The sequence below is a fragment of the Burkholderia sp. RF4-BP95 genome, assembly GCF_001521985.1.
GTDB lineage: Bacteria > Pseudomonadota > Gammaproteobacteria > Burkholderiales > Burkholderiaceae > Burkholderia > Burkholderia diffusa.
In genome coordinates, this window is the sequence record NZ_LOSX01000030.1 from 1 (window position 1) to 23,887 (window position 23,887).

Annotated in this window: 17 protein-coding genes and 2 pseudogenes; 9 read left to right on the forward strand and 10 right to left on the reverse strand. The window is 58.8% G+C overall.

The window, feature by feature from the left end:
• Positions 1 to 72 precede the first annotated feature (72 nt).
• Together WS46_RS13665 and WS46_RS33845 are read left to right on the forward strand one after the other, a co-directional pair.
• A pseudogene (locus WS46_RS13665) lies at positions 73 to 954 on the forward strand (IS481 family transposase); the annotation flags it as partial.
• Positions 955 to 1,152: 198 nt separating this feature from the next.
• Positions 1,153 to 1,378 (forward strand): annotated as a pseudogene (locus WS46_RS33845) (transposase domain-containing protein); the annotation flags it as partial.
• Between the two features lie 119 nt (positions 1,379 to 1,497).
• Here the strand turns inward: WS46_RS33845 and WS46_RS13670 are convergent.
• The 5 genes from WS46_RS13670 to WS46_RS13690 all read right to left on the reverse strand — a co-directional run bounded on the left by WS46_RS13670 (position 1,498) and on the right by WS46_RS13690 (position 9,110).
• Positions 1,498 to 2,013 (reverse strand): hypothetical protein, encoded by a 516-nt coding sequence (locus tag WS46_RS13670; RefSeq protein ID WP_059530982.1) that lies wholly within the window; start codon positions 2,011 to 2,013, stop codon positions 1,498 to 1,500.
• Positions 2,014 to 2,043: 30 nt separating this feature from the next.
• Positions 2,044 to 2,394, reverse strand: a complete 351-nt coding sequence (locus WS46_RS13675; RefSeq protein WP_059530980.1) for an MBL fold metallo-hydrolase — start codon at positions 2,392 to 2,394, stop codon at positions 2,044 to 2,046.
• A gap of 846 nt (positions 2,395 to 3,240) precedes the next feature.
• On the reverse strand, positions 3,241 to 4,692 hold the full coding sequence (locus tag WS46_RS13680) for an efflux transporter outer membrane subunit (RefSeq protein WP_059531032.1): 1,452 nt from the start codon (positions 4,690 to 4,692) through the stop codon (positions 3,241 to 3,243).
• Positions 4,685 to 5,881, reverse strand: coding sequence for an efflux RND transporter periplasmic adaptor subunit (locus tag WS46_RS13685; RefSeq protein ID WP_059530977.1), 1,197 nt, complete (start codon positions 5,879 to 5,881; stop codon positions 4,685 to 4,687). The genes WS46_RS13680 and WS46_RS13685 overlap by 8 nt, the downstream gene beginning before the upstream one ends.
• Positions 5,871 to 9,110 carry an efflux RND transporter permease subunit gene (locus tag WS46_RS13690; protein WP_059530974.1) on the reverse strand — a complete coding sequence of 1,080 codons (3,240 nt, stop codon included), beginning with the start codon at positions 9,108 to 9,110 and terminating at the stop codon, positions 5,871 to 5,873. The genes WS46_RS13685 and WS46_RS13690 overlap by 11 nt, the downstream gene beginning before the upstream one ends.
• A gap of 627 nt (positions 9,111 to 9,737) precedes the next feature.
• Here WS46_RS13690 and WS46_RS35295 point away from each other — a divergent pair.
• From WS46_RS35295 to WS46_RS36435, 6 genes are all read left to right on the forward strand, one after another.
• Positions 9,738 to 9,941 (forward strand): hypothetical protein, encoded by a 204-nt coding sequence (locus WS46_RS35295; RefSeq protein ID WP_156437298.1) that lies wholly within the window; start codon positions 9,738 to 9,740, stop codon positions 9,939 to 9,941.
• Between the two features lie 786 nt (positions 9,942 to 10,727).
• The gene (locus tag WS46_RS33850; protein ID WP_175981728.1) at positions 10,728 to 11,273 is read left to right on the forward strand and encodes a fimbrial protein; all 546 of its coding nucleotides are present in this window, start codon (positions 10,728 to 10,730) and stop codon (positions 11,271 to 11,273) included.
• A gap of 282 nt (positions 11,274 to 11,555) precedes the next feature.
• Entirely contained in the window at positions 11,556 to 12,068 is a 513-nt protein-coding gene (locus WS46_RS13700; RefSeq protein WP_059530968.1) for a fimbrial protein, read from the forward strand.
• Between the two features lie 61 nt (positions 12,069 to 12,129).
• Positions 12,130 to 12,861: a molecular chaperone gene (locus WS46_RS13705; RefSeq protein ID WP_059530965.1), complete on the forward strand. Its 732-nt coding sequence runs from the start codon at positions 12,130 to 12,132 to the stop codon at positions 12,859 to 12,861.
• Between the two features lie 70 nt (positions 12,862 to 12,931).
• Positions 12,932 to 15,490, forward strand: coding sequence for a fimbria/pilus outer membrane usher protein (locus WS46_RS13710; protein ID WP_244139228.1), 2,559 nt, complete (start codon positions 12,932 to 12,934; stop codon positions 15,488 to 15,490).
• 39 nt (positions 15,491 to 15,529) lie between these two features.
• Positions 15,530 to 15,664: a hypothetical protein gene (locus WS46_RS36435; protein WP_257127702.1), complete on the forward strand. Its 135-nt coding sequence runs from the start codon at positions 15,530 to 15,532 to the stop codon at positions 15,662 to 15,664.
• Positions 15,665 to 15,730: 66 nt separating this feature from the next.
• Here WS46_RS36435 and WS46_RS13715 read toward each other — a convergent pair whose 3' ends face one another.
• The 5 genes from WS46_RS13715 to WS46_RS33855 all read right to left on the reverse strand — a co-directional run bounded on the left by WS46_RS13715 (position 15,731) and on the right by WS46_RS33855 (position 22,765).
• Positions 15,731 to 16,162 carry a hypothetical protein gene (locus WS46_RS13715; RefSeq protein WP_059530958.1) on the reverse strand — a complete coding sequence of 144 codons (432 nt, stop codon included), beginning with the start codon at positions 16,160 to 16,162 and terminating at the stop codon, positions 15,731 to 15,733.
• 1,397 nt (positions 16,163 to 17,559) lie between these two features.
• Positions 17,560 to 18,087, reverse strand: coding sequence for a fimbrial protein (locus tag WS46_RS13720; protein ID WP_059690842.1), 528 nt, complete (start codon positions 18,085 to 18,087; stop codon positions 17,560 to 17,562).
• A gap of 2,138 nt (positions 18,088 to 20,225) precedes the next feature.
• Positions 20,226 to 20,849, reverse strand: a complete 624-nt coding sequence (locus WS46_RS13725; RefSeq protein WP_156437297.1) for a helix-turn-helix domain-containing protein — start codon at positions 20,847 to 20,849, stop codon at positions 20,226 to 20,228.
• Positions 20,850 to 21,079: 230 nt separating this feature from the next.
• On the reverse strand, positions 21,080 to 22,201 hold the full coding sequence (locus WS46_RS13730) for a chitinase (protein ID WP_059530949.1): 1,122 nt from the start codon (positions 22,199 to 22,201) through the stop codon (positions 21,080 to 21,082).
• 114 nt (positions 22,202 to 22,315) lie between these two features.
• Positions 22,316 to 22,765, reverse strand: a complete 450-nt coding sequence (locus WS46_RS33855; RefSeq protein WP_244139229.1) for an H-NS family nucleoid-associated regulatory protein — start codon at positions 22,763 to 22,765, stop codon at positions 22,316 to 22,318.
• A 661-nt stretch (positions 22,766 to 23,426) separates the two neighbouring features.
• Between WS46_RS33855 and WS46_RS13740 the strand changes: the two genes are divergently transcribed.
• On the forward strand, positions 23,427 to 23,660 hold the full coding sequence (locus WS46_RS13740) for a hypothetical protein (RefSeq protein WP_059596263.1): 234 nt from the start codon (positions 23,427 to 23,429) through the stop codon (positions 23,658 to 23,660).
• Positions 23,661 to 23,887 lie beyond the last annotated feature (227 nt).

Genomic DNA, 23,887 nt, shown 5'->3' on the forward strand with positions numbered 1-23,887 from the left:
GTGCATGTGTCCACGCGGACACTTAGCATCTGACCTTCTGCCTACCATTGGTAGGGCGTCGTTTATTGACGGCTTACGGAGATTTCCCATCGCCGGCCGCTGCTCAAGAACCGCGTGGACCCGCAGGTCGAGGCCGCCGTTGTCGAACTGGCCCTCGAATTGCCAGCCTACGGCCAGGTGCGTATCGCCAACGAAGTCCTCAAACGGCATGCCTTGTCCGTCTCGCCCCAAGGCGTCCGTAGCATCTGGTTGCGCCACGATCTGGAGACCATGCCGAAGCGCCTGAAGGCCTTGGAAGCCAAATCCGCCCAGGAGGGGTGGGTGCTGACCGAGGCGCAGCTCGTCGCGCTCGAACGCGCCAAGCACGAGAAGGAAGTGCACGGCGAATTCGAGTCCGAATGTCCGGGCTACTGCGGCGCGCAGGATACGTTCTATGTCGGCAGCCTCAAGGGCGTCGGCCGTGTCTACCAGCAGACTTTCGTCGATACCTACTCGAAGGTTGCGTTCGCCAAGCTCTACGATCGCAAGACGCCCTTGCCGGCGGCTGACCTGCTCAACGATCGCGTTGTCCCGTTCTTCGATGGCTTCGGCATTCCATTGCTGCGCGTGCTGACAGACCGCGGCACCGAATACTGCGGCAACCCCGAGCATCATGAATACGAGCTGTATCTGGCCTTGGAGGACATCGACCATACCCGCACAAAGGCCAAATCGCCGCAAACCAACGGGATCGTCGAACGGCTGCACAAGACTATGCTCAACGAGTTCTATCGCATCGTCTTTCGCAAGAAGATCTACGACTCGATCGCCACCTTGCAGGCAGACCTTGATGCGTGGCTCGACCAGTACAACAATGAACGAGAACATCAGGGGCGCTGGTGTTATGGCAAGACGCCGATGCGTACTTTCCTCGATTCGCTCGAACTCGCCAAGGAGAAACTCATCCCCCATTGATGACTCGTTCTTTGTCGGTCCGACTACCTGTCAGATCAAGTCCCGGCTAATACACGTAAGCACCCTGCCCGTTCAGGATCCGCTCTTCGACACTGCGTGATCTGTAACCCAAGAGAAACAAACATCAAGCCCGTAAGCCCGGACATTTCAACTTAGCCGAGAGGCGGACATTTGAGAATGGCTTTGACACGGCATAACAGACGGAACTATCTGTTCGCCGGCGCCGACTCGCGGTGGCGAACGTGCCGCCGTGATGTACAGCCTGATCGGCACGGCACGCCTGAACGGCCTCGATCCCGAAGCGTATCTCGCCTACGTGCTCGAGCGCATCGCCGACCATCCGGCCAACCGCGTCGACGAACTACTCCAGTGGAACGTCGCACCGTCGCTGTCGCCTACTGCTCGCGTCGAGCCCATCCGATAGCGCCGCGAACCTCAGCCGTCAACAACCTGAACTACGGTACTGCTCAGGCGCTTACCGCTATTGGCGCAATTTACTGGCCGATACTGAACTGAGCCGCGGCGCACTGGATGAGATGAACCTCAAGTTTCGAAGTGAGCCTGCTGGCCGGCGGAAATGGCCTGGTCCGATACCTGCAACGCCAGTTCGGCAGCTACGGCATCAGCCCCCGCCTTGATGAAGACGTCGAGGTCAGACGTGGGCAGGACGCGCTTCATGATGGCCTCCAGCTCGGCCTTCCCTGCATCGTCCAGGCTGCGATTGCCGTTGGCGAGCCGGGCCACCGCCGCGCGATAGCACCCGATATAGGCACGCTGCGCGGCAATCATGTCGAGTGGCTTGTCCGCCTGCCCGTGCCCCGTGTAGAACAGCGCGATGTCGCCGGACAGACGTTCGAGCGCGTCGAGGCTGCGCAGCCAGTCCGCCGAATGGCCGTCGTTCATGAAGGAATGGACGTTGTTGAAAACCATGTCGCCGACGAAGGCGACACGCGGGTGGCGTCCCACGGTCCAGATGAGATCCCAGTTCGATTCGCCCGGGCCGAACTCCCTGACCTCGAACGGCACGCCATCGAAATGCAGCACGTCGCCGTCGTGCACGAGGCGATTCGGGAACGTGCGTCGTGTCGGTCAATCGTCGCCGAACACCGGCTGCCACTTGACGGCCTTGGCATCGTCGGTACGGCGCATCGCCTCGTCGACGCCCTGCGTGGCGATGATCGGTACATAGTCGAGACGACGGATCAGCTCGCCGACACCGTTGTAGTGATCGGGATGCCCGTGCGTGATCAGCACCGCGAGCAAGGGTTTGCGCAGCGCATCTAGCCGGTCACGCACCTGGCGCGCATCCGATACGGTCATCATGGCGTCGATGGCCACGACACCGTTCGGCAGTTCGACCAGGAACGCGTTGGTGAGAAAGGTGCGCGCACCGGAGGTGCAGGTCACCACATTGAATTCAGGCTCCTTGAAACCGGTCATTTGAAGGCTCTCTCATTAAGCGAAATCCCGCGAGATGTTCGGGATAGGAGGATGACATGATTACCGGTCGAACAAGGCTTCATCCGGCAGCCGATACGCGGACAGATCGATCAAGCGGCCCGACGCGCCCGTGCGCTCGCCGCACAGGTCGACCGCCACGGCATTGCCTGCCCGCAGAGCATACTTTATAAACCCCGCCCGGAGAAACCCGTTGCCACGTAGAGGGTGCGATCGGCGTCAACGGGCATGAATCTGCGCAGAGACGGAACTCGGCACATCGCTGAGTCCCCACCTATCGTTGGTGGGGACCTATTGTGCTTATCGATACTTCAATGACTAGAGGGTACTGACCGGACGCTTACTCTATTCAGAGCTGAGACGCGAAATCGCGAGCAGGTGGGTGGGCCCTCCGTGGAGGTCATCCACTGTCTTCCGAACGCAGCGACCTGGAGGCGCAAGAAGGGAGGGCCCATAAGCTGACGAAAAAAGGACCGCCCGATGGGCGGGCGGTCATCCAGGCTGGGAGGCGCGGGTAATAAAAGGAACGTGCTCACCCGCGAAGTTATATTCGCAGTCGCACGGGATCCTGTGAATCGGAGTTCCGACAAAGCTTGCTCGGACTTTGCTGATTTTTGTGTGTAGCGGACTGCTGCGTCGGACGCGCCGGCGAGTTGGCGAAGTTTCGTCGAGACCCAAAGCCATGTGTTGCCTGCCACTGGTGGGCAACACGCTCCTTTAGTTTCACACTCTCCATGCCGGGACGGCAAGAGCAGGCAATGCCTCTCCCATGTCCCTTTGCTGGAATCGGACCTGTTCGATAACCGGCTCCCCGGCGTCCAGTGCCGCTCACGTGGCGTTCGTGCCCGAGGTCGCGTCAGCGTGCGCACACGCCGGCCGACGCCACCCGCCCCCAAGTGCCTCGATCAACCGCACGGAGGCGCGCAGGCGTTGTGTTGCAAGCTGTTGGGCGGCGATATCGGTGTTGAGTTCAGTGGTCTGTGACGCGACGACATCAAGATAGCTGACGACGCCATCACGATAGCGCGACATCGCCAGCTTGAGCGTCTGGCGCGCCGCAGTCAGCGCCTGGCCCTCGTCGGCTGCCTCGTCGCCGAAATGATGCAGGCGTGCAAGATTGTCTTCGACCTGCTGAAACGCTCGCAGCACGACGGCTTTGTATTGCGCGCCCTGCTCCGCGAGCTTGGCGCGCGCGGCTTGCGTGACGGCGTGGCGGCGGCCGCCATCGAATAGGGTCATGGCCAGGCTCGGTCCGAGCGACCAGATCGCGTTGGGGGCGGCAACCCACGGCGCGAGCGTGTCGCTTAGGAACCCGCCGTCGAGTCCGATCGTCAGGTCCGGGAAGTATGCGGCCCGGGCCACTCCGATTTGTGCGTTCGCGGACGCGACGCGCCGTTCGGCCGCGGCGATGTCCGGCCGGCGTTCCAGCAGCGAAACGGGCAGTCCGGCCGGAATGGACGGTAGGTGCGCGGGCGCGAGCGTTGGCGCCAGCGTAAAGGAGGACGCGGGCACCCCCATCAGTGACGCGATCGCGTGCTCCGCCCGCGCCCGCTGCGCGTCGAGATCGGCGGCCTGGGCGCGTGCGGTGTCAAGCTGGGTTTCGGCGCGTGTCACGTCCAGGCCCGATGCGATGCCACCTGCATGACGGCTCCGGGTCAAGGCCACGGCGCGCTGATAGGTGCTGATCGTCTGGTCGAGCAGCTGGCGTTCGGTATCTAGCCCCCGCAGCGTGAAGTAGGTGTTGGCGAGACTGGCCTGCAGGCTCAGGCGAACCGACGCCAGATCGTCGGTATTCGCCTGAACGAGGTCACGCCCCGCCTGGACGGCATTGCGGACCTTGCCCCAGAGATCGAGACCGTAGTCGAGGTCGGCGTCGATTGTATAGCTTTGATAGGTGGAGGCACTCGGTGCGGCGCGCAATGGTGAATGTGCCGATGCACGATTGCGAGAGGCATCGACGTCTAGCCCGAAGGCCGGGTAGCGTCCAGCCCGCACGGCATTGAGGTCTGCCGCTGCCTCGTCGTGACGGGCCAGTGCGAGTGCAATGTCCGGATTGGCGTGATCCAGCCTGGTTTCGAGACGATCGAGCGTCGGGTCGCGATAGACGGTCCACCACCCGTCGCGGCTCAATCGGTCGGCCGGCGTGGCCGGCTGCCATGCGCCGGCTTCCTTGAAGGTCGGCGGTACGTCGACTGCAGGAGGCCGATAGACCGGTGCAAACGAGCAGCCGCTCATGAATACGATTCCGATTAGCACGGCACTCAGGCGACGTTCAGCCATGGGACGCCTCTCCATCGCGCGTCGCCGGTGTGTCGGCAGGCGAGTCGACCCGTACGGGGTCACCGGCAGCCAGCGAGTCGGGCGGATTGTCGATCACCCGATCGTCGGTGCTGAGTCCGGATGCAATCGCGACTTCGGTGCCTAGATCGGTGGCGATGCGGACCGGCTTGAGCCGAGCGTGTCCGTGCGGGCCGACCACCGCTACCTGCAGCCCGTCGTGCCGGAAAATCAGTGCGCTCGCCGGTATCCGCAGCGCGTCAGGTGCGGCGGGAAACGAAAAATGGACCTCGGTGAATTCGCCTGGCATCAGCCGTCCCGTCGGATTGTCGACCGTCAACTGGACGAGCAGGGTGCCGGACGATGCGGCAATCGATTGGTCGGTGCCCAGCAATTGCGCGGAAAACCGCATGCCGGGATATTCGGGCACCGTCAGGGTTGCGTTCATGCCGGGCTGGATGGCGGCCGCGTCGCTTTGGGGCACGCTGACGTACACGCGCAGGCGCCGAATGTCGGAAACGGCGAACAATTCCGGGCCCGCGCCGTCGCCGGCGCTGATGAGCGCGCCGACATCCGTTTTGCGGGCGGTCACCACGCCATCGAACGGAGCAACGATGCGCTTGAAGGATTCGAGGGCTGTGAGGCGTCCGACATTCGCCGTGCGCGCCGCGACGATTGCCCGCTTCGCGGCCAGGTCGCTGGTTTTTTCGTCGGCCTCCTGTTGTGAGACCGAATCGTCCTGCAGCATGTGGGTCCAACGGGCCGCGGTGGTCGCCGCCAGTTGTTCGTTGGCGCGGGCATCTTGCAGGTCCGCGCGTGCCTGACTGAGCTGCGCATCCAGATCGGGGGTATCGATCAGCCCCAGCAGCTGGCCGGCTTTGACGTGCGTGCCGATGTCCGCATACCAGTTGTGCAGATAGCCGGACACGCGGGCGTGAATCGGCGCGTTGACGAACGCGGCCAGGTGACCGGGCAGCACCAGCGCCTGATCGGCCGGGCCGGTCGCGGGCCGTCGTGCCACGACGGTTGGGATGGCCTGCGCGGCTGACCATTGGGCGGTGTGCTGCCTGGCATGGACCCGGTCGGCGATCCCGAGGGTTGCGATCCCGACTGCGATGAGGGTGGCGGCCAGGCCGAGGGTTTTCAGATGGCGTAGGCGCTTGGGCGACTGGACGGTGATCTCATTGGACATGGTTGGCTCCAAACTCGGAAGAAGACGGTTGCTGCGAGGACGTGGTGGTGTCGCGACGATGCACGAGACTGAAGACAACCGGTACGAGGACCAGTGTGGCAACCGTCGCGCACAGCAGACCGCCGATCACGGCGCGCCCGAGCGGCGCATTTTGTTCGCCGCCGTCGCCGAGCCCGAGCGCCATCGGCGCCATGCCGATGATCATCGCCAGGGCCGTCATCAGCACGGGCCGAAAGCGCGAGAACCCAGCTTCCAGTGCGGCGACGAGCGCGTTGCCGGACGCCGCGAGACGCTCGCGCGCGAAGCTGACAACCAGAATGCTGTTGGCGGTGGCCACGCCCATGCACAGGATGGCGCCGGTGAGTGCCGGCACGGATAGTGGGGTGTGCGTCGCAAACAACATCCAGACGATCCCGGCCAGCGCGGCGGGCAGGCCGCTCACGATCACGAACGCATCCCGCCACGAATGAAAATTCACGACGATGAGCAGATAGATCAGCGCAATCGCGCCGGCCAGGCCGAGCAGCAGCCCGGTGAATGCCTGATTCATCGTCTGCACCTGACCGCGCAGGGTGACCACCGAGCCTTTGGGGACGTCTTTGGCGGTGGCGTGCATGAGCGTGCGAATTCGACCTGCCACGGCGCCCAGATCCTGTCCTTGGGGCGTCGCATAGATGTCGACGACCGGTTCGATGTTGTAATGCGTGACGATCGCGTCGCCAACGCTGCGCTGGATCGTCGCCAGGCCGCCGAGGATCTGGGATTGGCCCAGGTGTCCGGTGACGGGCAGGTTGCGCAGGTTCGCCAGCGAGGTGATCCAGTATTGCGGGATCTGGGCGACGATCGGATAGGAGACACCGTTCTGGGGATTGAGCCAATACGTGGGGGCGACCTGACTGGTGCCCGACAGGCTCGCGACGATCGAATTCGTGACGTCCTGCTCGGTAATGCCGAGCTCGTCCGCGCGGGTGCGGTTGACGGCGATCGTCATCTCCGGATAGGTGGCGGCCTGCTGGATGCGTGTATCGGCGATCCCGGCGACAAGCCGCATCCGGCGGTACAGCTCTTCGGCGTAGCGGCGGTTGCCGGCTCGGTCGGGACCGGCAATCTGCACATCGATCGGCGCAGGTGCGCCGAAATTCAGAATCTGGCTGACGATGTCGGCCGGCAGGAACGAAACCGTCGATCCCGGCAGGGCACGCGGCAGTATCTGGCGAAGCTCGCGCACGTAGCGCGCGGTGGGCGCGTGATGTGCCGCCAGCGAAATGAGAATGTCGCCATCCTGGGCACCGGTCGTGCCGCTATTGTTATATGTCAGGTTGATCCCGCTGTTGGGCAGCCCGATGTTGTCGATGACCTCCTTCAGTTGGCCGGGTGGAATGACGCGGCGCACGATGGCCTCGACACGGTCGAACTCGGCGGCCGTTTCCTCGATCCGGGTGCCGATTGGCGCACGCACGTGCAGCGCGATCTCTCCGGCGTCGATGTCCGGAAAGAAATTCCGGCCCAGCCAAGGCGCCAGCGCAAACGATGAGGCCACCACGATGCCGAACACAACCAGGAATCGTTTGCGATGAGTCAGCGCGAGACCGAGGGCGATCCGGTATACGGCGCGCGTGCTTTCGAAGCGACGCTCGAAGGCGCGCTGAAACCGCACCAGCGGATTGTGCGACGGGAATCCGCTGGGGCTCGCGTGGCGAGGCGTCATCAGGGCGGCCAGTTGACCCGACGCATGGCCTTGCGAAGCGTGAGGCCGCAACAGGTATTGCGCGAGCATCGGCACGAAGGTGCGCGACAGCGCGAACGACGCGATCATCGCGAATATGACTGCCTTGGCCATCGGTACAAACAGAAAGCGGGCGACGCCGTCGAGCAGCAGCATCGGCACGAACACGATGCAAATGCATAACAGCGACACAACGGCAGGCGTGACGATCTGCAGCGCACCGTCCAGGATCGCCGTGCGAACGTCCTTGCCTTGCTCGAGATGCCAGTTGACGTTCTCGATGGTGACCGTGGCGTCGTCAACTAGAATCCCGATCGCGAGCGCCAGGCCGCCGAGCGTCATGACGTTGAGCGTTTCGCCGGACGCGGCCAGTCCAGCCACCGCTGCGAGCACTGCGAGCGGAATCGACGCAGCGATGACGACCGTCGAGCGCCAGCTGCCGAGAAACAACAGGATCATCAGCGACGTCAACGCGGCGGCGATTGCGCCCTCCCGCACGACGCCGCTGACGGCGCCTTTGACGAAGGTCGACTGATCACCCATCGTGACGAGTTTCAGGCTGGCGGGCAGGGTTTGCTCGATGCGCGGCAACCTGGACTTGACGCCGGCAATGATGTCGAGTGTCGACGCGGAACCGTTCTTGAGGATGCTCATCAGCACCGCGCGATGGCCATCCACGCGCACGATGTTCGTTTGCGGCGGATAGCCGTCGCGCACGTGCGCCACGTCGCCGATCGTGATTGTCGTGCCGTCGACCGACCTGATTGGTAGCGCGTTTAGCTGCGCGATCGCATGCGGGCTGTTGTTCAGCTTGATGTTGTACTCGAAGCGGCCGAGCTTGACCGTGCCGGCGGGGATGATCTGATTCTGTTGCGCGAGGGCGGTCCCCACGTCCTCGGCAGACAGATGTTTCGCGAGCAGTGCTTGCGGGTCCAGATCGATCTGGACTTCACGCGTCTTGCCGCCGTAGGGCGTCGGAATGGCGATGCCGGGAACGCTCAGCAACTGCGGGCGGATGATGTTGCTCGCATAGTCGGCGAGCTGCTGCTCGTCGAGCGTGTTGCTGGTCAGCGCAATCTGCAGCACGGGCACCGTCGACGCATTGTAGTTGAGGATTTGCGGGGGGGTGGTGCCGGGGGGCATCTGCTTGAGGATCGTTTGCGAGATCGACGTGACTTGCGCGGTGGCGGTGCGGATATCAACGGTCGGCTGGAAGAAGATCTTGACGATCCCATAGCCACGAAACGATTGCGACTCGATGTGCTGCACATCGTTGACGGTGGTGCCGAGGGTACGCTCATAGAGCGTCACGATGCGTCCGGCCATGTCGTCCGGTGGCAAGCCGGCGTAGCTCCAGACCACGCTGATGACTGGAATGCGGATGTCCGGGAAGATGTCGGTGGGGGTGCGCAACGCGGCCAGGAGCCCTGCGACGAGAATCAGCATCGCGAGCACGATAAACGTATAGGGTCGTGCCAGGGCAAGCCGGACGATTTTGAGCATATGGGGCTGCTCCGTGGAAAGGACTTCAGGAAAATGGCATGCCGGGCGGCACGGTCATACGTTGTTATTCTGAAGCGACTGACTTAACAGTCGGTTGCGTCGCGGATGAAATTCGCTTTAGGGGTGGGGCGGCGTGATAGGAGCGACGGTCTCGGAATGGTCGGTCATCGTAGCGTTATGGCTCGACAGATCATGATGCCTGCGAATGCGGTGTCGTGTCGAAGGAGGCGCGCATCTTGGTCTGGGATGCTGAAAATATAACTATCCTTAAACATGTTTCGGATTATTCTGAGTTCAACTCATGCGGTGGCCGATTTTTTGTAGCTTCGACTTATTGGAAAATGGGTCTCGTTGTTGCTGATCTTCTGTCGTCAGATTCGCTGGATAGCGGATCCCATTATGAAAAATTGATCCAGTACCATCAGTGAGCTTGGGCGATGTCCCTTCGGCGACCTTTCGCGGCGTGGGGTCGATGTCCACTCCTGCGCTATTTGAAGTGTCGATGACGTGTCCGGCGGGTTTCAGTGATGCGTATTATTAATTTAATCAGGTTGGTGGTTCGGAGGTAGTCGGTGACCAAAAAATGGAGCAATTTAGTTGAATTAAAGTGGCGCATCGGGAGCCGGTGTGAAAATTACAAACTGTTCGCCTGATGCGTCGATGCCGCTTTGGAAAAGCGATCAGGTAATCCAGTGCGATCCGTGGAAAGATAATCGACAGATTCAGGTTGATTTCAAGGCTCGCGATATCCAGGCCGACACTCAAGTCAAAGGAGGCGGAGCGGCGGATGCACAAGCAGTCCTTACGATGCATATGACTAGGGCGCAGTGACACATTCCGCCATTTTTCTTCTTATTAAAGTATGTGAAAGTTGAGCGTGGGCTCCGCAATGCCATCGTGAACACCATGTTTGACCGGGGATAAGCGACTTCCCGGCAAGGGCGTTAGGGGCAAGCGAGTTTTGAGCCGACTAAGCGACGCGAAGATAAGGCTGCCTTGTCATTGTGACCGGAATAGGTGGGTCATGCCCAGTTGCCACGCCAGAATTAAATATTTTGCCGGGTAGGGTTCAGTCCCATTCGCAGTATGTGTACTTGGCTGCCGCGCAAAACAGAATGGGATTTTTCCTGTATTGGATTGAGAATTTTCCTGTCGGCGTTCGTCTGATACCCGATTTTTGAAAGCTGGGCAGTTCGGCATAATGGGTGATGTCGCTTTCATTCGTTCGGTGTCATTTATTGAGCGGGAAAGAAGGGCGTTCAAACTACGGTTCAGAGTTGCAGGGATTTCCTGGGTGAATTGGCTTGGGTGTTCCATGCGTCCCTTGGGTAGCCGATAGTGTGGGTGTGTGGCTCGTCGCCGCAAACCCCAACGCACTTGGGGCGACAAGTTTCGCCAAGACAGGGCAGGTCGGTTAGTGTTTTCCATCAAAATAGGATCTGTATCGAGCCCCGTTGTTTGATGATGGAGCCACGTAAGCAAGCCGAGATGCATGGAGTCGGTATCGGGGGAGCTGACCGGACTCGATATCCGGATCTGTTCCGGTGTGTAGCATGATAATGCTCCTTCATTGAATGGAGTCGCGTTTTTATCCCTCTATTTTTTGAGGAGTTCAGTTTGAAAATTATCCAACAGATTTTGCTGACGACTGCACTGGGATTGTGTGCAACTCATGCATTTGCCGATGGCGGGGACTCGGCGACAATCAATTTTAAGGGTTCGATCAAGGTCCCGCCTTGCACGATTAACACGGTAGCTCCAGTGGACATGGGCACGAATATTCCGATATCGGCATTCCACGGAAAGGGAACGGATGACGCGCATCAGGCTGCTTTTACGGTGTCGATGACGTGCCCGGCGGGGATCAAGGCGTTATCGTATCAATTAAACCCATCAGGTGGTTCGAGTATCTATGATGCGAATAACGGCGTTATGACATTGTCGAATGCGGACGGTGCGTCGGGAGTGGGGGTCCGGGTTTTGGATAGTGACACTAACGCCTCCATCCCGCTTGGCCAAAATGTTCCGATCAATAAGTATCAACCGAACCAAGACAATCAAGCCATCGATCTGAAGTTCGGAGCGATTTACTACCAAACTGAAGACAAAATCAAAGGCGGCGAAGCGGACGCCCAGGCGACCCTGACGTTATCGTACGAATAATTCTGAAGGATATCTTGTTCTAAAAATCTGTATATTTATCGTGACATCGTCACGTTCAGTACAAAAATAAATAGTAGTCCTATGTAGTAATTGATGCATTTAACGCACAGTTGACACGAGAGATGCAGTGTTGTGTTCGCTGTTGGGTCTTCCTGGCGGCGAGTATATCCGGGCGCATGCCTGAAAGGTCGGCCAGTTCGCAGGCCGGTGAGCTCCTTCCGGAGCAGATGTTTTTTTATTTGTGAGGTCCCTATTTTGAAATTTGCTCGACAACTTCCGCTGATGATTGCACTTGGCATGTGCGCCACGCATGCGTTTGCGGATACAACTGCAGGTGACGGCACGCTGACATTTAAAGGCTCGGTGAACGCGCAAACGTGCCAGGTCAGCGACGCTGACAAAACCAAGACCGTGACGTTGCCGACCGTCCAGGCTCAGACGTTGAATGCTGCCGGGGATACTTCCGGTCAACAATATTTCGCGATTCACGTGACGGGCTGTGATCATGGTGCCGACGCCGCCAAGAAGGTCGCCACCTCGTTCTCGAGCCAGTATTTTGATCCGAACACTGGAACGCTGACCAGTACCAGTGCTGGTGCACAAAACGTGAATGTTCAACTGCTGAACGGGGACTATTCAGTGATCAAGGTTGGCGACGGATCGTCGTCGACTCCGATTGCGATTGACGATGGTGGCAGTGCGACGATGCCGTTTTATGCGCAGTACTACGCAACCGGTGCGGCAGGAAAGGGTGATGTCAATGCCAACGCGACTTTCACGTTGACCTACCAGTAATGAGCGCAGGTGCGGAGATCCGCTGGAAACGGATCTCCGGCCTTTGAATCAGGAGATCACCATGAAAAAACGAGTATTGAGTCTGGCTGGCATGCTGGCGTGCTGCCTGATGACGTCCGCGCACGCCGGTATTGTCCTGTCGGGCACGCGCGTCGTGTATCCCGAGGCAAGCAAGGAAGTCGACGTGCGCGTGACCAACGAGGGCACGCAGCCCGAACTGATTCAGGCGTGGATCGATAACGGCGATGCAAAGGCGAATCCGCAGGATATCCAGGTGCCATTTACGCTGATGCCGCCAATTTTCCGGTTGAATCCGAATAAAGGGCAGACGCTGCGACTGTCATACACGCACGAAGCCGTGGCCCAGGACCGCGAATCGGTTTACTGGCTTAACGCATTGGAAATCCCGCCGAAATCGAAAAACGCCGATGGCAGTAATGCGCTGCAACTGGCTTATCGCACTCGCATCAAGCTGTTTTTCCGGCCGAATGGGTTGAAGGGTTCGCCGGCTGACAGTCCGCAGCAAATCAAATGGTCGGTGGTGCCAGGCGCCAAGGGCGGTTTTGCGCTTCACGCCGACAACCCGACGCCGTTCTCTGTGTCGTACGACTCGATCAAGCTCCAGGCGGGCGGACAAGCGGTCGATGCCGGTCAGGGCATGGTTAAGCCGATGACGTCGATGGATTTCCCGTTAGCGAAGGTCAAGCAACGGCCGACCGGACCGATGCAGGTCGATTACTCGTGGATCAATGACTACGGTGCGACGACGCAGGGCAAGGCAACGGCACAGTAAATGAATCGCGCGCGTCGCGCGCAAGACATAGGGGAATAGGGACGTGCGGAATCACTATGGATGGGCGATCTTGCTGCTGGGGTTGACGGCGACCGCGCACGCGGAGACGTCTCAGCCGGCAACAGCAGATCAGGATGCGCAAAACGTGCAGTTCGATCCGAGCTTTCTGTCGGGTCAGGCGGTCGATGTGACGCGTTTTGAGCACGACAACCCGGTGATGCCGGGCACCTACATGGTGGATTTGTACGTCAACGGCGAATTGATCGGCCATCGAGCGGTGGATTTTACGGCGCATGGCAAGGGAAGTGCGCAGCCGTGCGTGACACGCGAGCTGCTCGAGGCGGCCGGTGTCGATATGAGCCAGTGGTCGTCCGCCAAGGGCGACGCGCAGCAGTGCGTGAACCTGGCGGAGCGGATTCCTGGCGCGTCCCTTCACTATGATGCGTCCGACCAGCATCTGGAACTGAGCATTCCGCAGATTGCGCTGCGCCACACCGACCGCGGATGGATTCCGCCGTCTCGTTGGGACTCGGGGATTACGGCCGGCATCCTGAAGTACGACTTCAACGCCTATCGCTCGATGGGCAACGGCGCGCCGAACGACAGCATGTATCTGGGTCTGATGGCGGGCGTCAACGTCGGCGCGTGGCGGTTCCGTGAACGTTCAACGCTGAACTACGACGAACATGGCGGGATGCAGTGGCAACAACTGGATGCGTATGCACAGCGCGACCTGACCAAGTGGAAGTCGACGCTGACGCTGGGCGACAGTTCGACGACCGGCGACACGTTCGACAGTTTTGCGTTGCGCGGGATCCAACTTGGCAGTGACGAGCGAATGCTGCCGGATTCGGAACTGGGCTATGCTCCGGTCGTGCGGGGTGTTGCCCACAGCAACGCCAAGGTCGAGATCCGCCAGAATGGGTATGTGATCTATCAGACTACAGTCGCGCCGGGCCCGTTCGCGATTCGCGACCTGAACCCGACCGGCTACGGTGGCGACCTGCGGGTGACGATCACCGAGGCGGACGGTACCAAACGCACGTATTCGGTGCCCTATGCGACGGTGCCACAGCTGCTGCGTGCCGGCGCAAGCCGGTACAGCTTTGCGGCGGGTCAGTATCGCGGTTACGGCGAAGGCCCGCATTCGCATCCATACATATTCCAAGGCATCTATCGGCGGGGCCTCAACAATCTGATCACTGGCTACGGGGGCGTGCAGGCGTCAGAGGGGTATATGGCCGCCCTGCTGGGCGCGGCGCTGAACACTCCGTACGGCGCATTCGCGCTGGACGTGACAGGAGCACGTACGTCGATCCCGTACGGTCCGACGCAGACCGGGATGAGTTGGCGGCTGAGCTACGCGAAGAGCCTGCCGAAGACGGACACGAACCTGACAGTGGCCGCGTATCGCTACTCGACGGCAGGTTTTTATAGCCTGCAGGACGCGGTCAATGCCCGCAATGCCGCCAGCCTCGGGTCTTACCCGGCGCAGGATCTGTACCGTTCGCGCAGCCGGGTGCAACTGAACATCAACCAGCCGATCGGAACGGGATCGCTCTACGCGATGGGCAGCCTCACCGACTACTGGAATCGTCCGGGCAATGACCTGCAGATGCAGATCGGCTACTCGGGCACGACGCACTGGGGTGGCTACAGTCTGTCGCTGCAGCGCGTGCGGGATGCATTCGGCAACGTGAACAACCAGATCTACGCGAGTGTGTCGATTCCGCTGGGCGGCCACCGCATGGATAGCCATCCGTTGTTCTCGGATCTGGATATGTCTGTGTCGCAAGGCAAGAAGAGCACGACGTTCAATACGAGTGCGAGCGGCACGGCAGGTCACAATAACGAGTGGAGTTACGGTCTGAACGCGGGCTACTCGGCGGGTGACCAGCAGTCGAAGTCGGTGGGCGCGTACGGTACGTACAACGGTGCCAAGGGTACCGTCAACGCATCGGCGTCGGCAAGCGACGGCAACAGCCAGCTGTCCTTCGGTATGTCAGGCTCGGCCGTGGTACACAAGGGCGGCATCACCTTCGGGCAGGCCGTGGGCGCCGACGACGCGATCGGCCTGGTCAGGGCCGACGGCGCCAAGGGCGCGGAGGTCACGAATACGCCGGGTGTGACGGTCGATGGCTCGGGCTATGCAATCGTGCCATTCCTGACGCCGTACCGGGAGAACACGCTGGTGCTGGATCCGAGCCAGATGTCGGACAACGCCGAACTGGAAGAAACCAGTGAGGACGTGGTGCCACGTGCCGGGGCAGTGGTGGAGGCGAAGTTCGCGACTAAGATAGGGGCACCGGTGGTGATGCGCGTGAAGCGCGCCAACGGCGAGCCGGTGCCGATGGGTGCGGATGTGCTGGATGTGAAGGGCAACAAGGTGGGGGTGGTCGGCCAGGGCGGCACGGTGTATGTGCGTGGCGTGTCGCCGAAGGACCCGCTGACCGTGCGTTGGTCGAACAAACCGGGTGATCAGTGCCGCTTTGGTTTCACCACCGACGGCAAGGGGCATGGTACGGCGCAGGTGTGTGCAATGCCTGCGATGCAGGCCGATCACACGCCCGTGCCGGGGGGGGCGCAGCCTGCATCCACGACCTCGGTTGCCAGCACCAGCGGTTCGTAACGCGATGCTGGCCGACAGGGAAATCGGAAGGGGAAATCGATGAATGACATGCCGCTGATTTGGCACGGGGCGTTCTGGTTGTTGATCGACGCAGCGCCCACGTGGGTGGCCAAGGTGGCGGTATTCGCGATCTGGATGGGCCTCGCGCTGATTCGCGGGCCCAATCCAGCCTGATTCGATTGCTCAGGTTTGTGGCGTTTTGCCGAGATCTGCCACGCTTGTCCGGATGACGGGCGGGATTTAGCTCCGCTGTGGTTTGCCCACTAACTCCTTCATCACCCAGTAAGCCTGGGAGTTGGCGTTGCGTTGAAGCTTGACAAATCCGACACCTGGCCGCTCGTCCACCAGACGAACCCGCTCGCCCGCGGAGAATGCGACGCAGTGACCGGAATTTGCGGTCGCACGCGCATCGCCCAGAGTCATATCGGAATGTTGCGGATTGCTGGATGTGACAAGACGCTGCAGCGCTTGTTGCGTGGTGCAGCCGATCGGAAACACGTCGCCCTGGATCGTGTATAGCTTGGGTGGTGAATCCGCGGACCGTTTGTCCGGTATCACGGCGGCAATGGTAAGTGCACCTACAATTGCAACCAGCGATGGGATAGTTCGCATCACGCTCAAGTGATTAGTCCAATCGCGGCTGCGCAACTTCGGCTGATTATCGGTCTCCATAATATTCCTTGATTATATAAACGATGATGAGCCCAATTGGGATTGAGGGTGTCAGGGTAAACGCGAGACTACTTTGCGATATGATTGGTCGAAAAATGAGATTGGGCGCCGAATCGAGCGCTGTACCTTGCAAGCAAGCCTTCCCCGTCGATCAATGTTATAAATTTGTAATGCGCGCAAAAATCAGCCGTTTCGGATTGGCGGGTGGAAAAGTCTGATTCCATGTCGTCACCGGCATCGGCTTTGCCTGAAAAATGCTCGCTGCCGCCGATCGAGGTGGTCTGAATCGGTATTGGCGGAGCTGATACGGATGCCGGGCAGGTCAGGCGAAGCCGTTGAATTTCGCTTGATGGGCTGGGGTCGCTCGGTGCGGTCCGAATGTGACCAGTAGGTGGCACTCAGGAGGGAAAGGTTCGCATGATTTAGATGCTGGTTGAGCGATCTGTTGCCGCGTGTCGACGGGACAAAAAAATGCCGCCCCAACGGGGCGGCCAATAGCCTTGAGAGATCTAGAGGGCGTCTAGAGTAGTGAGCATGCAGTGCCCACATACAAAGTATGTTCGTCTATCGAGTTGGGTGCTATCGGATGTTTCTGAAATTGGCGAGGCAATGGCTGAATTTGCAGTGTCCGGGGGCAAGCTGGACGTTTGCCTAAAGGGAGCGGCCGCGCGACGCTAAGTCAGCGCTTGGGTTATATCGCCTTGGGCACCTCCCGAATCTGCTTCATGAGAGGTAACGCCTTAGGCACCCTGGGCCCGAAGGCGAATCCCGGAAACGTCCGCATGCAAAGCTCTGCCGCTGCCGTCATGTTGCCCGCGCCCGGCGCCCTTATGTTTGTCCTGACAAGTTTCATTCACCACTGTCAGGTTAGACAGGCGGCTTACCTCCCGAATATGTTGCACGTGTTCAGCGCATAAAAAATGCCGCCCGTCGGGGGCGGCAAATAAATTTACTCTCTCGGGCCAAGTCGTGACAAGAGAGGGTGGAACTCGCCACGGCCAATTCTATTAAAGGGGGTGAATATGCGGAAAGAAATCGGATAGTGCTTGTTTTCCGCAAAAAAATAGCCTGTTTTGGCGAGGCGAGCGTGGGGTGTGCGTGTGCGACGATCGCTTGTGGCTGTGGTCGCGATGAGGCCAGCAAGTCACATAGGGTTAAGGTTCGGTCCTCGAAGGAAAGGTGGTCGGTGGACGCGCCGACGATAGGCGTGTGAGCCTATTTTGCAAGCGAACGCACCAATCAGATGGTTAACCGACGACGGGGGCTAGTTATCTCTTTCGTGCGAGGCACAATGACTAAACGCGCGGCATTGACATTGCTGGTTTGGGAATGACCATCGGGCGCGGATAGGGTATTGGAACTGGCAAACAGAGCAAGCGTACCTTCCGCGCCCGGCGTCACTGATAGTTCAACGTGAAGGTGGCGTCGCTCTTGACCGTGCCTGATTCTGCCGCGCCGCCGGTCGCCACGTATTGGGCAATATACGTGAGCCTTGCGTTCCCGTCCTGATTGATCGGGAACGCATGGGCGGCGGCTGGACCTCCCACGTGAATCGGCGAATGATCGAGGTTGCGCAACCCGATCTCGATATTCTTGGCATCTCCATCGCCATGATCGACGATGAGATTCCCCGTCTGAGGATCCATGTGGGTATCGCTCGCAAATGCTGCGCGCACACTATTGCTGGCTTGAGGATCGCAGCCCGTCAACTGAATATCGAAACGCGTGTCGCCTGCTGTCGCGCCATCAGCTTTCAGGGTGGCCGCTTGAACTGCTGGTAATACGACTTGCACATTGCTAACGGTCACTTGGCAGGTTTCACTATTGATCGTGCCTGTAAACGTGATTGTGCCATCGGCCGCGAAAACATGCGTTGCGCTCAAGGCAAGGCAGATGATGAAGGGGATACGTCGGTAGTATTTCATGATTGAAGGCCTCGTGAGATGGGCGAGCGGCCGCACATGCTGGCTCGAGTGGGGAAGTTATACGGGTGAATATGTGCAGGGGCGAATGCCCGTACATGAAATCATGGAGGTGATTTGAATCGTCGTCGTAGGTGAATATTCTAAAATATAAGAAATTCTCAATATTTGAGTGATTGGCGATGTGCTGTTCCAAAGTGAGGTTGGAATTCTTTTTCAAAAAAATGACCGCACGGTCGCCGAGTATTTTCGTTGTGACCCCCGCGGGGTGAGTGGCCATACTTCGAGGGCATGAGTGATGCTAGGGTGGAGGCGAGTTGGTTATAAACTGGCAGGGCGTTAAGTTTCATTCATATTTTGATCATGGGAGTTGATTCGGGTTTTCTGAAAGCGACTGGTGCCGAGTGGGTGCATCATAATGCAGGCGATCAAAAATTGGAATAGTGGAATTGCTCGATGACGACGCATCTATTAATTTGGTTTTCTTTGATGGGGTGTTTTTTTGAAAATTGGTTGATTTGTGTTGGTCGTTGACAGATTTTCGTTGGTTGTAAAAATGAGTTGTGTGTAGACGGTGTTGTGAATGTCTTCGGCAAAGTGATCTGCGTGATGACTTTGCCATTGACAGTGCTGCTACATTAATTTGCCCGTGACCGGGGAAAGTGAATAGCCGCGCATTCTGGGTTGTTGCGTCGTTGCTTTGGGATCATGCGCATGGAGAATCATACGGGTAGTGAGGACATGGGAGGCGCCGACGAGTCGCACAAGATGCGTGGGTCGCCGTGCCGAGCTTGTTGACGATGACAAGATATCGACGCACATTGTCGAACCAGTCAGGCAAGCAGGCTCGGGATGGCGAGCGTGCCGGGAGTTTTGGGGGCAGGCGAAACCGTGTATGTCGAGCCGCGCGCCGGTAGGCGGCTCGGCAGTGGCGTGGATGGGGTGCGGTAATAGCGGTTAGCGCTGCGGCAGGCGGTGCGATTTCTCACTGGCCTGCCCGCAGCCTTCGGAACGCTACATGTGTATCAGCAGTTCGACCGCTCGCGCCGAGCGCGGGTATCCGCACATCACTGCATGCTGTCATTCACATTTTAGAATGCCTTTTTGACGAATTCCCAAGCCGCCTCGATAAAATTCCGAAGCGCCATCCTTCGACGGGAGGTTTGATATGCGGCGACATTGAATTGCCATTCATCGTTGTCGGCGCTGCTTCGACGACAGTAGGACGGTCATCACCTGAGTGCGTTGTCATGTCCGTCGACCACCTTGTTCATATCCCAAGTGATCCAAAAAATCACCGGCAACTGGAGCGGCCTTCTGGTTGGGAATTGGTTGGAGATCGCGCGATATACGTGCTGCATTTTGTACGGGCACCCACGTGGCTTCAGTTTCTGACGCACGGACTCGAACCGTCCGTGATCATGCGGAAGCTTGAGATGGATTGCGACACATAGCTCCTAAAGTATTTTGTATTTAAAGCGGTGGCGATTAAAGCATCGAGGGGCGGATTTTCTTTTTGTAAAGTGGATTAATGAGAATTTAAGATAAAAATCTCGGATGCTTGATGGTGCCGTGCTTTCAAAATTTGTTCATGGGTGGGGCACGCTCTACTTCGGAGTGTGGCTTAATCCGCTCGCCCGGATAGTGCTGCCGTCTAGCGTTCTTGTGCTTGTCCGATTTCACAGAAGTGCGGCAGTGATTTTCGCCCACGCACGCATCGGAAGGTCCGCGGTGCGGGATGCAGCGACGGATAATGTTTGTACAATGAGCGCCGACTTCACTCAGTGGGTCGCGCTGAAGCGCTCGGTTATCGGGTGTGTGCTGAGGCTGCGGTCGACCATTCGATACCTCGGTGGAAATCGGCGGACATGTCGAGACGAGCTTGCAAGCATCATAATCGCATGCGTGCCGTATGAGAGCTGATCGTATCGGAATTGTCATCAAGCGCGGTAATATGGGTTGCACGGCCTGCCCGTCGGCCACATCGACGAATTTCATTCCGACAAGTGCATGGCTGGATCTAATGGTGGGGCGCCGTATCCGTTGGTAGACGTGTGTTACCTTCGGATCGCGGCGCCGGCACGCTGCGTGAGCGCGACCAAGGAGATTGCCTATCTGGTTAACTGTTGCAGTCCAATGCCTTACGCGACCTCCTTGGGATCCTGAGGGCGGCGGATGACAAATGGATCTGACGTGTCACGACGGGGTGTTCGAGCTTGTGTTGCGATTGCCGCGGAAACGGGCTTCACGACCGGAACCTCACGGGATATCGGGATTGTGGATGCGCAGTCACCTTGTGCGTGATTTACTGGTCGCGACGAGGCTTCCCGGACAGGCTGTTGAGTTGGGGCGGAGGGGGCGTTCCCGATGGTTGACAGATGGACTGCCGGGGAAGCAGGCATTGATACAAGCCGGCGGATTTGAATCTGTTCGACGAACTGGCCGATCTCGTTGATTTCGCCCTCGGTAAAAAAGTACAGCGCGAGTTCGACAACAAGCATCCGCTGACACGTGGGCAACCCATCGAGTGGCAAGGATGGGTTTGAAATCGCGGCGAGTTTCGGCAGATTGAGGTCGTACAGCCCTTGCTTTGCAAAGAAGCGCTCAATTCTCTGGAGCCAATTGGTAGTGATGACCTTGGCGCCGTTCTCCATGGCGCTCAGGTAAGAGGGCGAGGTACCCAGTTGGGCAGCCATGGACATTTGCGTATGCCCGGTGTCGAATCTGGCGCGTCGGATGGCTTTGCCAAATGCGGTGAGCGGCATAATGATCTCCAGTTGAGTGAGCAGGGGTCTGTCGGGTGTGAATATGTCGGCCGGATGGTCATCGCTCCGGTATATGAGATGCATAACAGGTCATCAAGTCGTATGTCACGATGGAGTAAGTGCGGTGAGTGAATATCACTTCGGCCACGTGATCGCGAGTCGGGCATCCATCCGACCAAGTTCGTCGTTGAGCTTTCATCGGATTGGATCGGTTTGCGCGAGATGGGTGATTAGGGTGACTGCGGTATCGCACCGATTGAAAGACCACGCGTTGAAGTGTCAGTGGGCGCAGAGCCTCGATAACCGGGATCACGGACAACCCCGTTTCCCCAATGGCCATTAATGGCGGTGAAAATCGATGCGAACGCATAGGGTTCCTGGACGATACCCGAGCAGGTTGGGGAAGTGTATGTCGCGTGATCTGGACATGAGCGATCTCGACTCACCGACCAGCTGGAGGCGAAACCGTAGTGATTGTCCATGGCCACTTTTTGAAGGTGTTGAGCATTATCGATCGTGAAAAATTCGGCAACTGCGTCGTTTCTGCCGATCATAGGGGTCACGCCGACGAGTTGCCACAGCTCGGGATCGGTTTTGGCTTGGCCGGCAGACCGGTAAGCGGTATAGAGTTCGGCATACAGGGCCTGGGCGGCGCTGATCGTTGCCGTGCCCATGTCGAGGTGCGGCCAAACATGGTCCATCGCCATGGCATTGATGGTGTCCAGTGTGGTGTGATTTGCGATGGCCATATTCAGTGCCTTCAGCCCGGCGGGCGTCAGTCCGGTCGGCATCGCGGGCAGCGTAATCGAGACATGTAGCCATTCACCCCGCGCCGCGTAGTCAGCTTCTAGTTGGGCGGTGGCCTGGAAATTGCGCTCAAGTGCTGGCGCATCCGTCAGCGCAGGGCCTTCGATGTCAAAATCGAGATGGGTCAGGTGATAGGTATCAATTACGGTCTGGTAGGCCGCTTTCAATGCTGAGACCGTCGTGCACGTCTGCATCAAGGAAACTCCTCCTGCGCCGCCGAACGAGATCGCAATTTCGCCGCCATGGGCCCGATAATTTGCGATGGATTGGGTCAGAATGGTCAGGAGATCGCTGGTTGCGCCATTGCCGATCGGTTGTACGCCGCCCCAAGATGGCGTACAACGACCGTTTGAGACAACAAAGGCGAGGGTGAACTGCTGGATGCCTTGGGTCATGCCGATCCGGTCGATTTGCGGTGTTGGGTAGAGCGAGACATCGACGTAGGGGGCATAGATGCCGTTTGCGTGAGCGGCTTGCAAGGTGAGCAATAGGATGCTTGCGGCAAATGCGCGGCCCATAACCGAGAATCGGTTGTCAGGTTTCATGTGCTCCTCCGTGGATGCGAACGGCGCGTTTGCGGTTGCGGGGCGACAGATTGGATCGCGGCGTACGGAACGTATCGCTCGCCAAGTTGCAGGAGAGGTGTGTCGCCTTGTTGTTCACTTGCCGGATGCTGCAGCAAAATGCTGACTTAACCCGATCAGGAATTCTTGCCGATTGCGCCCGCGAATCCAACGAGGCTCAAGTCCGCGCCCCGTCCAAGTGGCACCGGTCAGCGGGTCGCGATATTTCGGTTCGATCTTGCGGGGATTCAACCGGTGGCGCAGAGCGTGTAGTTGGCCCGGATCATAGATTTCCGTGACGCACAGGCTGTACTGTTCGATTTTGGCGCGCACGTCATTCAGTGCGATATCTCGTTCTTGCTGCCGCACGCGTTCTACTTCTTGCGCAAGGGCTTCGGCTTGAGCTCGGAGTTGTTCGTAGTCGTTCATCGCTTGAGTGATTTCTGGCATGTTGATCGGCGCGCGGCCCCGTCTGTTGGTCAGTCCGGACAGGCCGCGAAAATCATATTGAGGATTATGAAAACTCCGTCGAATCGATACTTTCAAAAAATGCTCGCGAGATACATCTTTTTGTCAGAGCGATAGGTCAAGGCATGCGTTCTCGTGGTGGGTACGCGTGAGTATTTTGGTCCGCGGCATCGTACGATGGGTTAATCGCAGATGTAGCAATTCGCACCTGGCAAGCAGCGCATTGGGCAAAACCCGGGTGATACGGAGGACTCAAAAGGAGGGAATTGGGGCGAGCGATTGTTTGGGTATGATGTATTTCTAGAAGGGCACTTCGTCAAGTATGCGACGTGCGGGTGGCCTTCGGTTCGTCGGCAATCGCGAGCCAGTCGGACATTGATTTCACGGTAACGCTCGCATCGCTCGAACGCTGCTGGGGGGGGTAACGAATGGCATCTCAGGTTCAAGGATATTTCTGCCCCGTGCGTCTGAGTGATCTGGCTATTCGAGTTGGTGTGTCTGTCGGCCACACTGCTCGAGACGCCGGTCGTTGTGAGGCGACAGCTGAGTCGGTGATTGCCGATGTGATTAAAAATTGGCAGCGCGACAAGCGCAGCCGGGAAAGAGGGAAATCTCTCAAAGAAGAGGGATCACGTTGGTCACACCCGGTGTTTCGCGCGCTTCACCGCCCACCTTCAACTTCGAAACTGCCGCACAGTTGGCCCGTGCGGTAGACGAGAGCGTAACCGGAGTGGATCGGATGCGCGCAGACATCGTCGAAATTGCATGCGCGTCCGAAGCGCCGCAAGCGCAGCGCCCCGAAACCCCGTGGCTTTCCGTTGAGGATATGAATCACGTCAAGATGCGGGTGGCAGACGATCTTACCCGGATCGCGACTTTGATTGATGAGAGTGAGAGGCCTGTCGACGAAAAGCGCGCACTTGTGTTTTCAGCGGCAGACAATTTGCGCAATGCAACGACGGAGAATTCATAACTTGAGCTCGCGATGTTGATAGAGAGGGCACGCGTGATGCGTGGGGCCGTTTGGGACGCGGTTGCCGAGAACCATCGCATTCCGGCGGATCCGCTATCTGTGGAGGCCGCGCCGCACGCCAGGTTTGTTGCTCGCTTACCTCGATTTCACTGTAAGCGTGTCCCCAGCACCGTCTCGACGATGTGAAAGGAAGTTGCCAGAGTAGTCCCCACCAAAGTAGTGGGGAC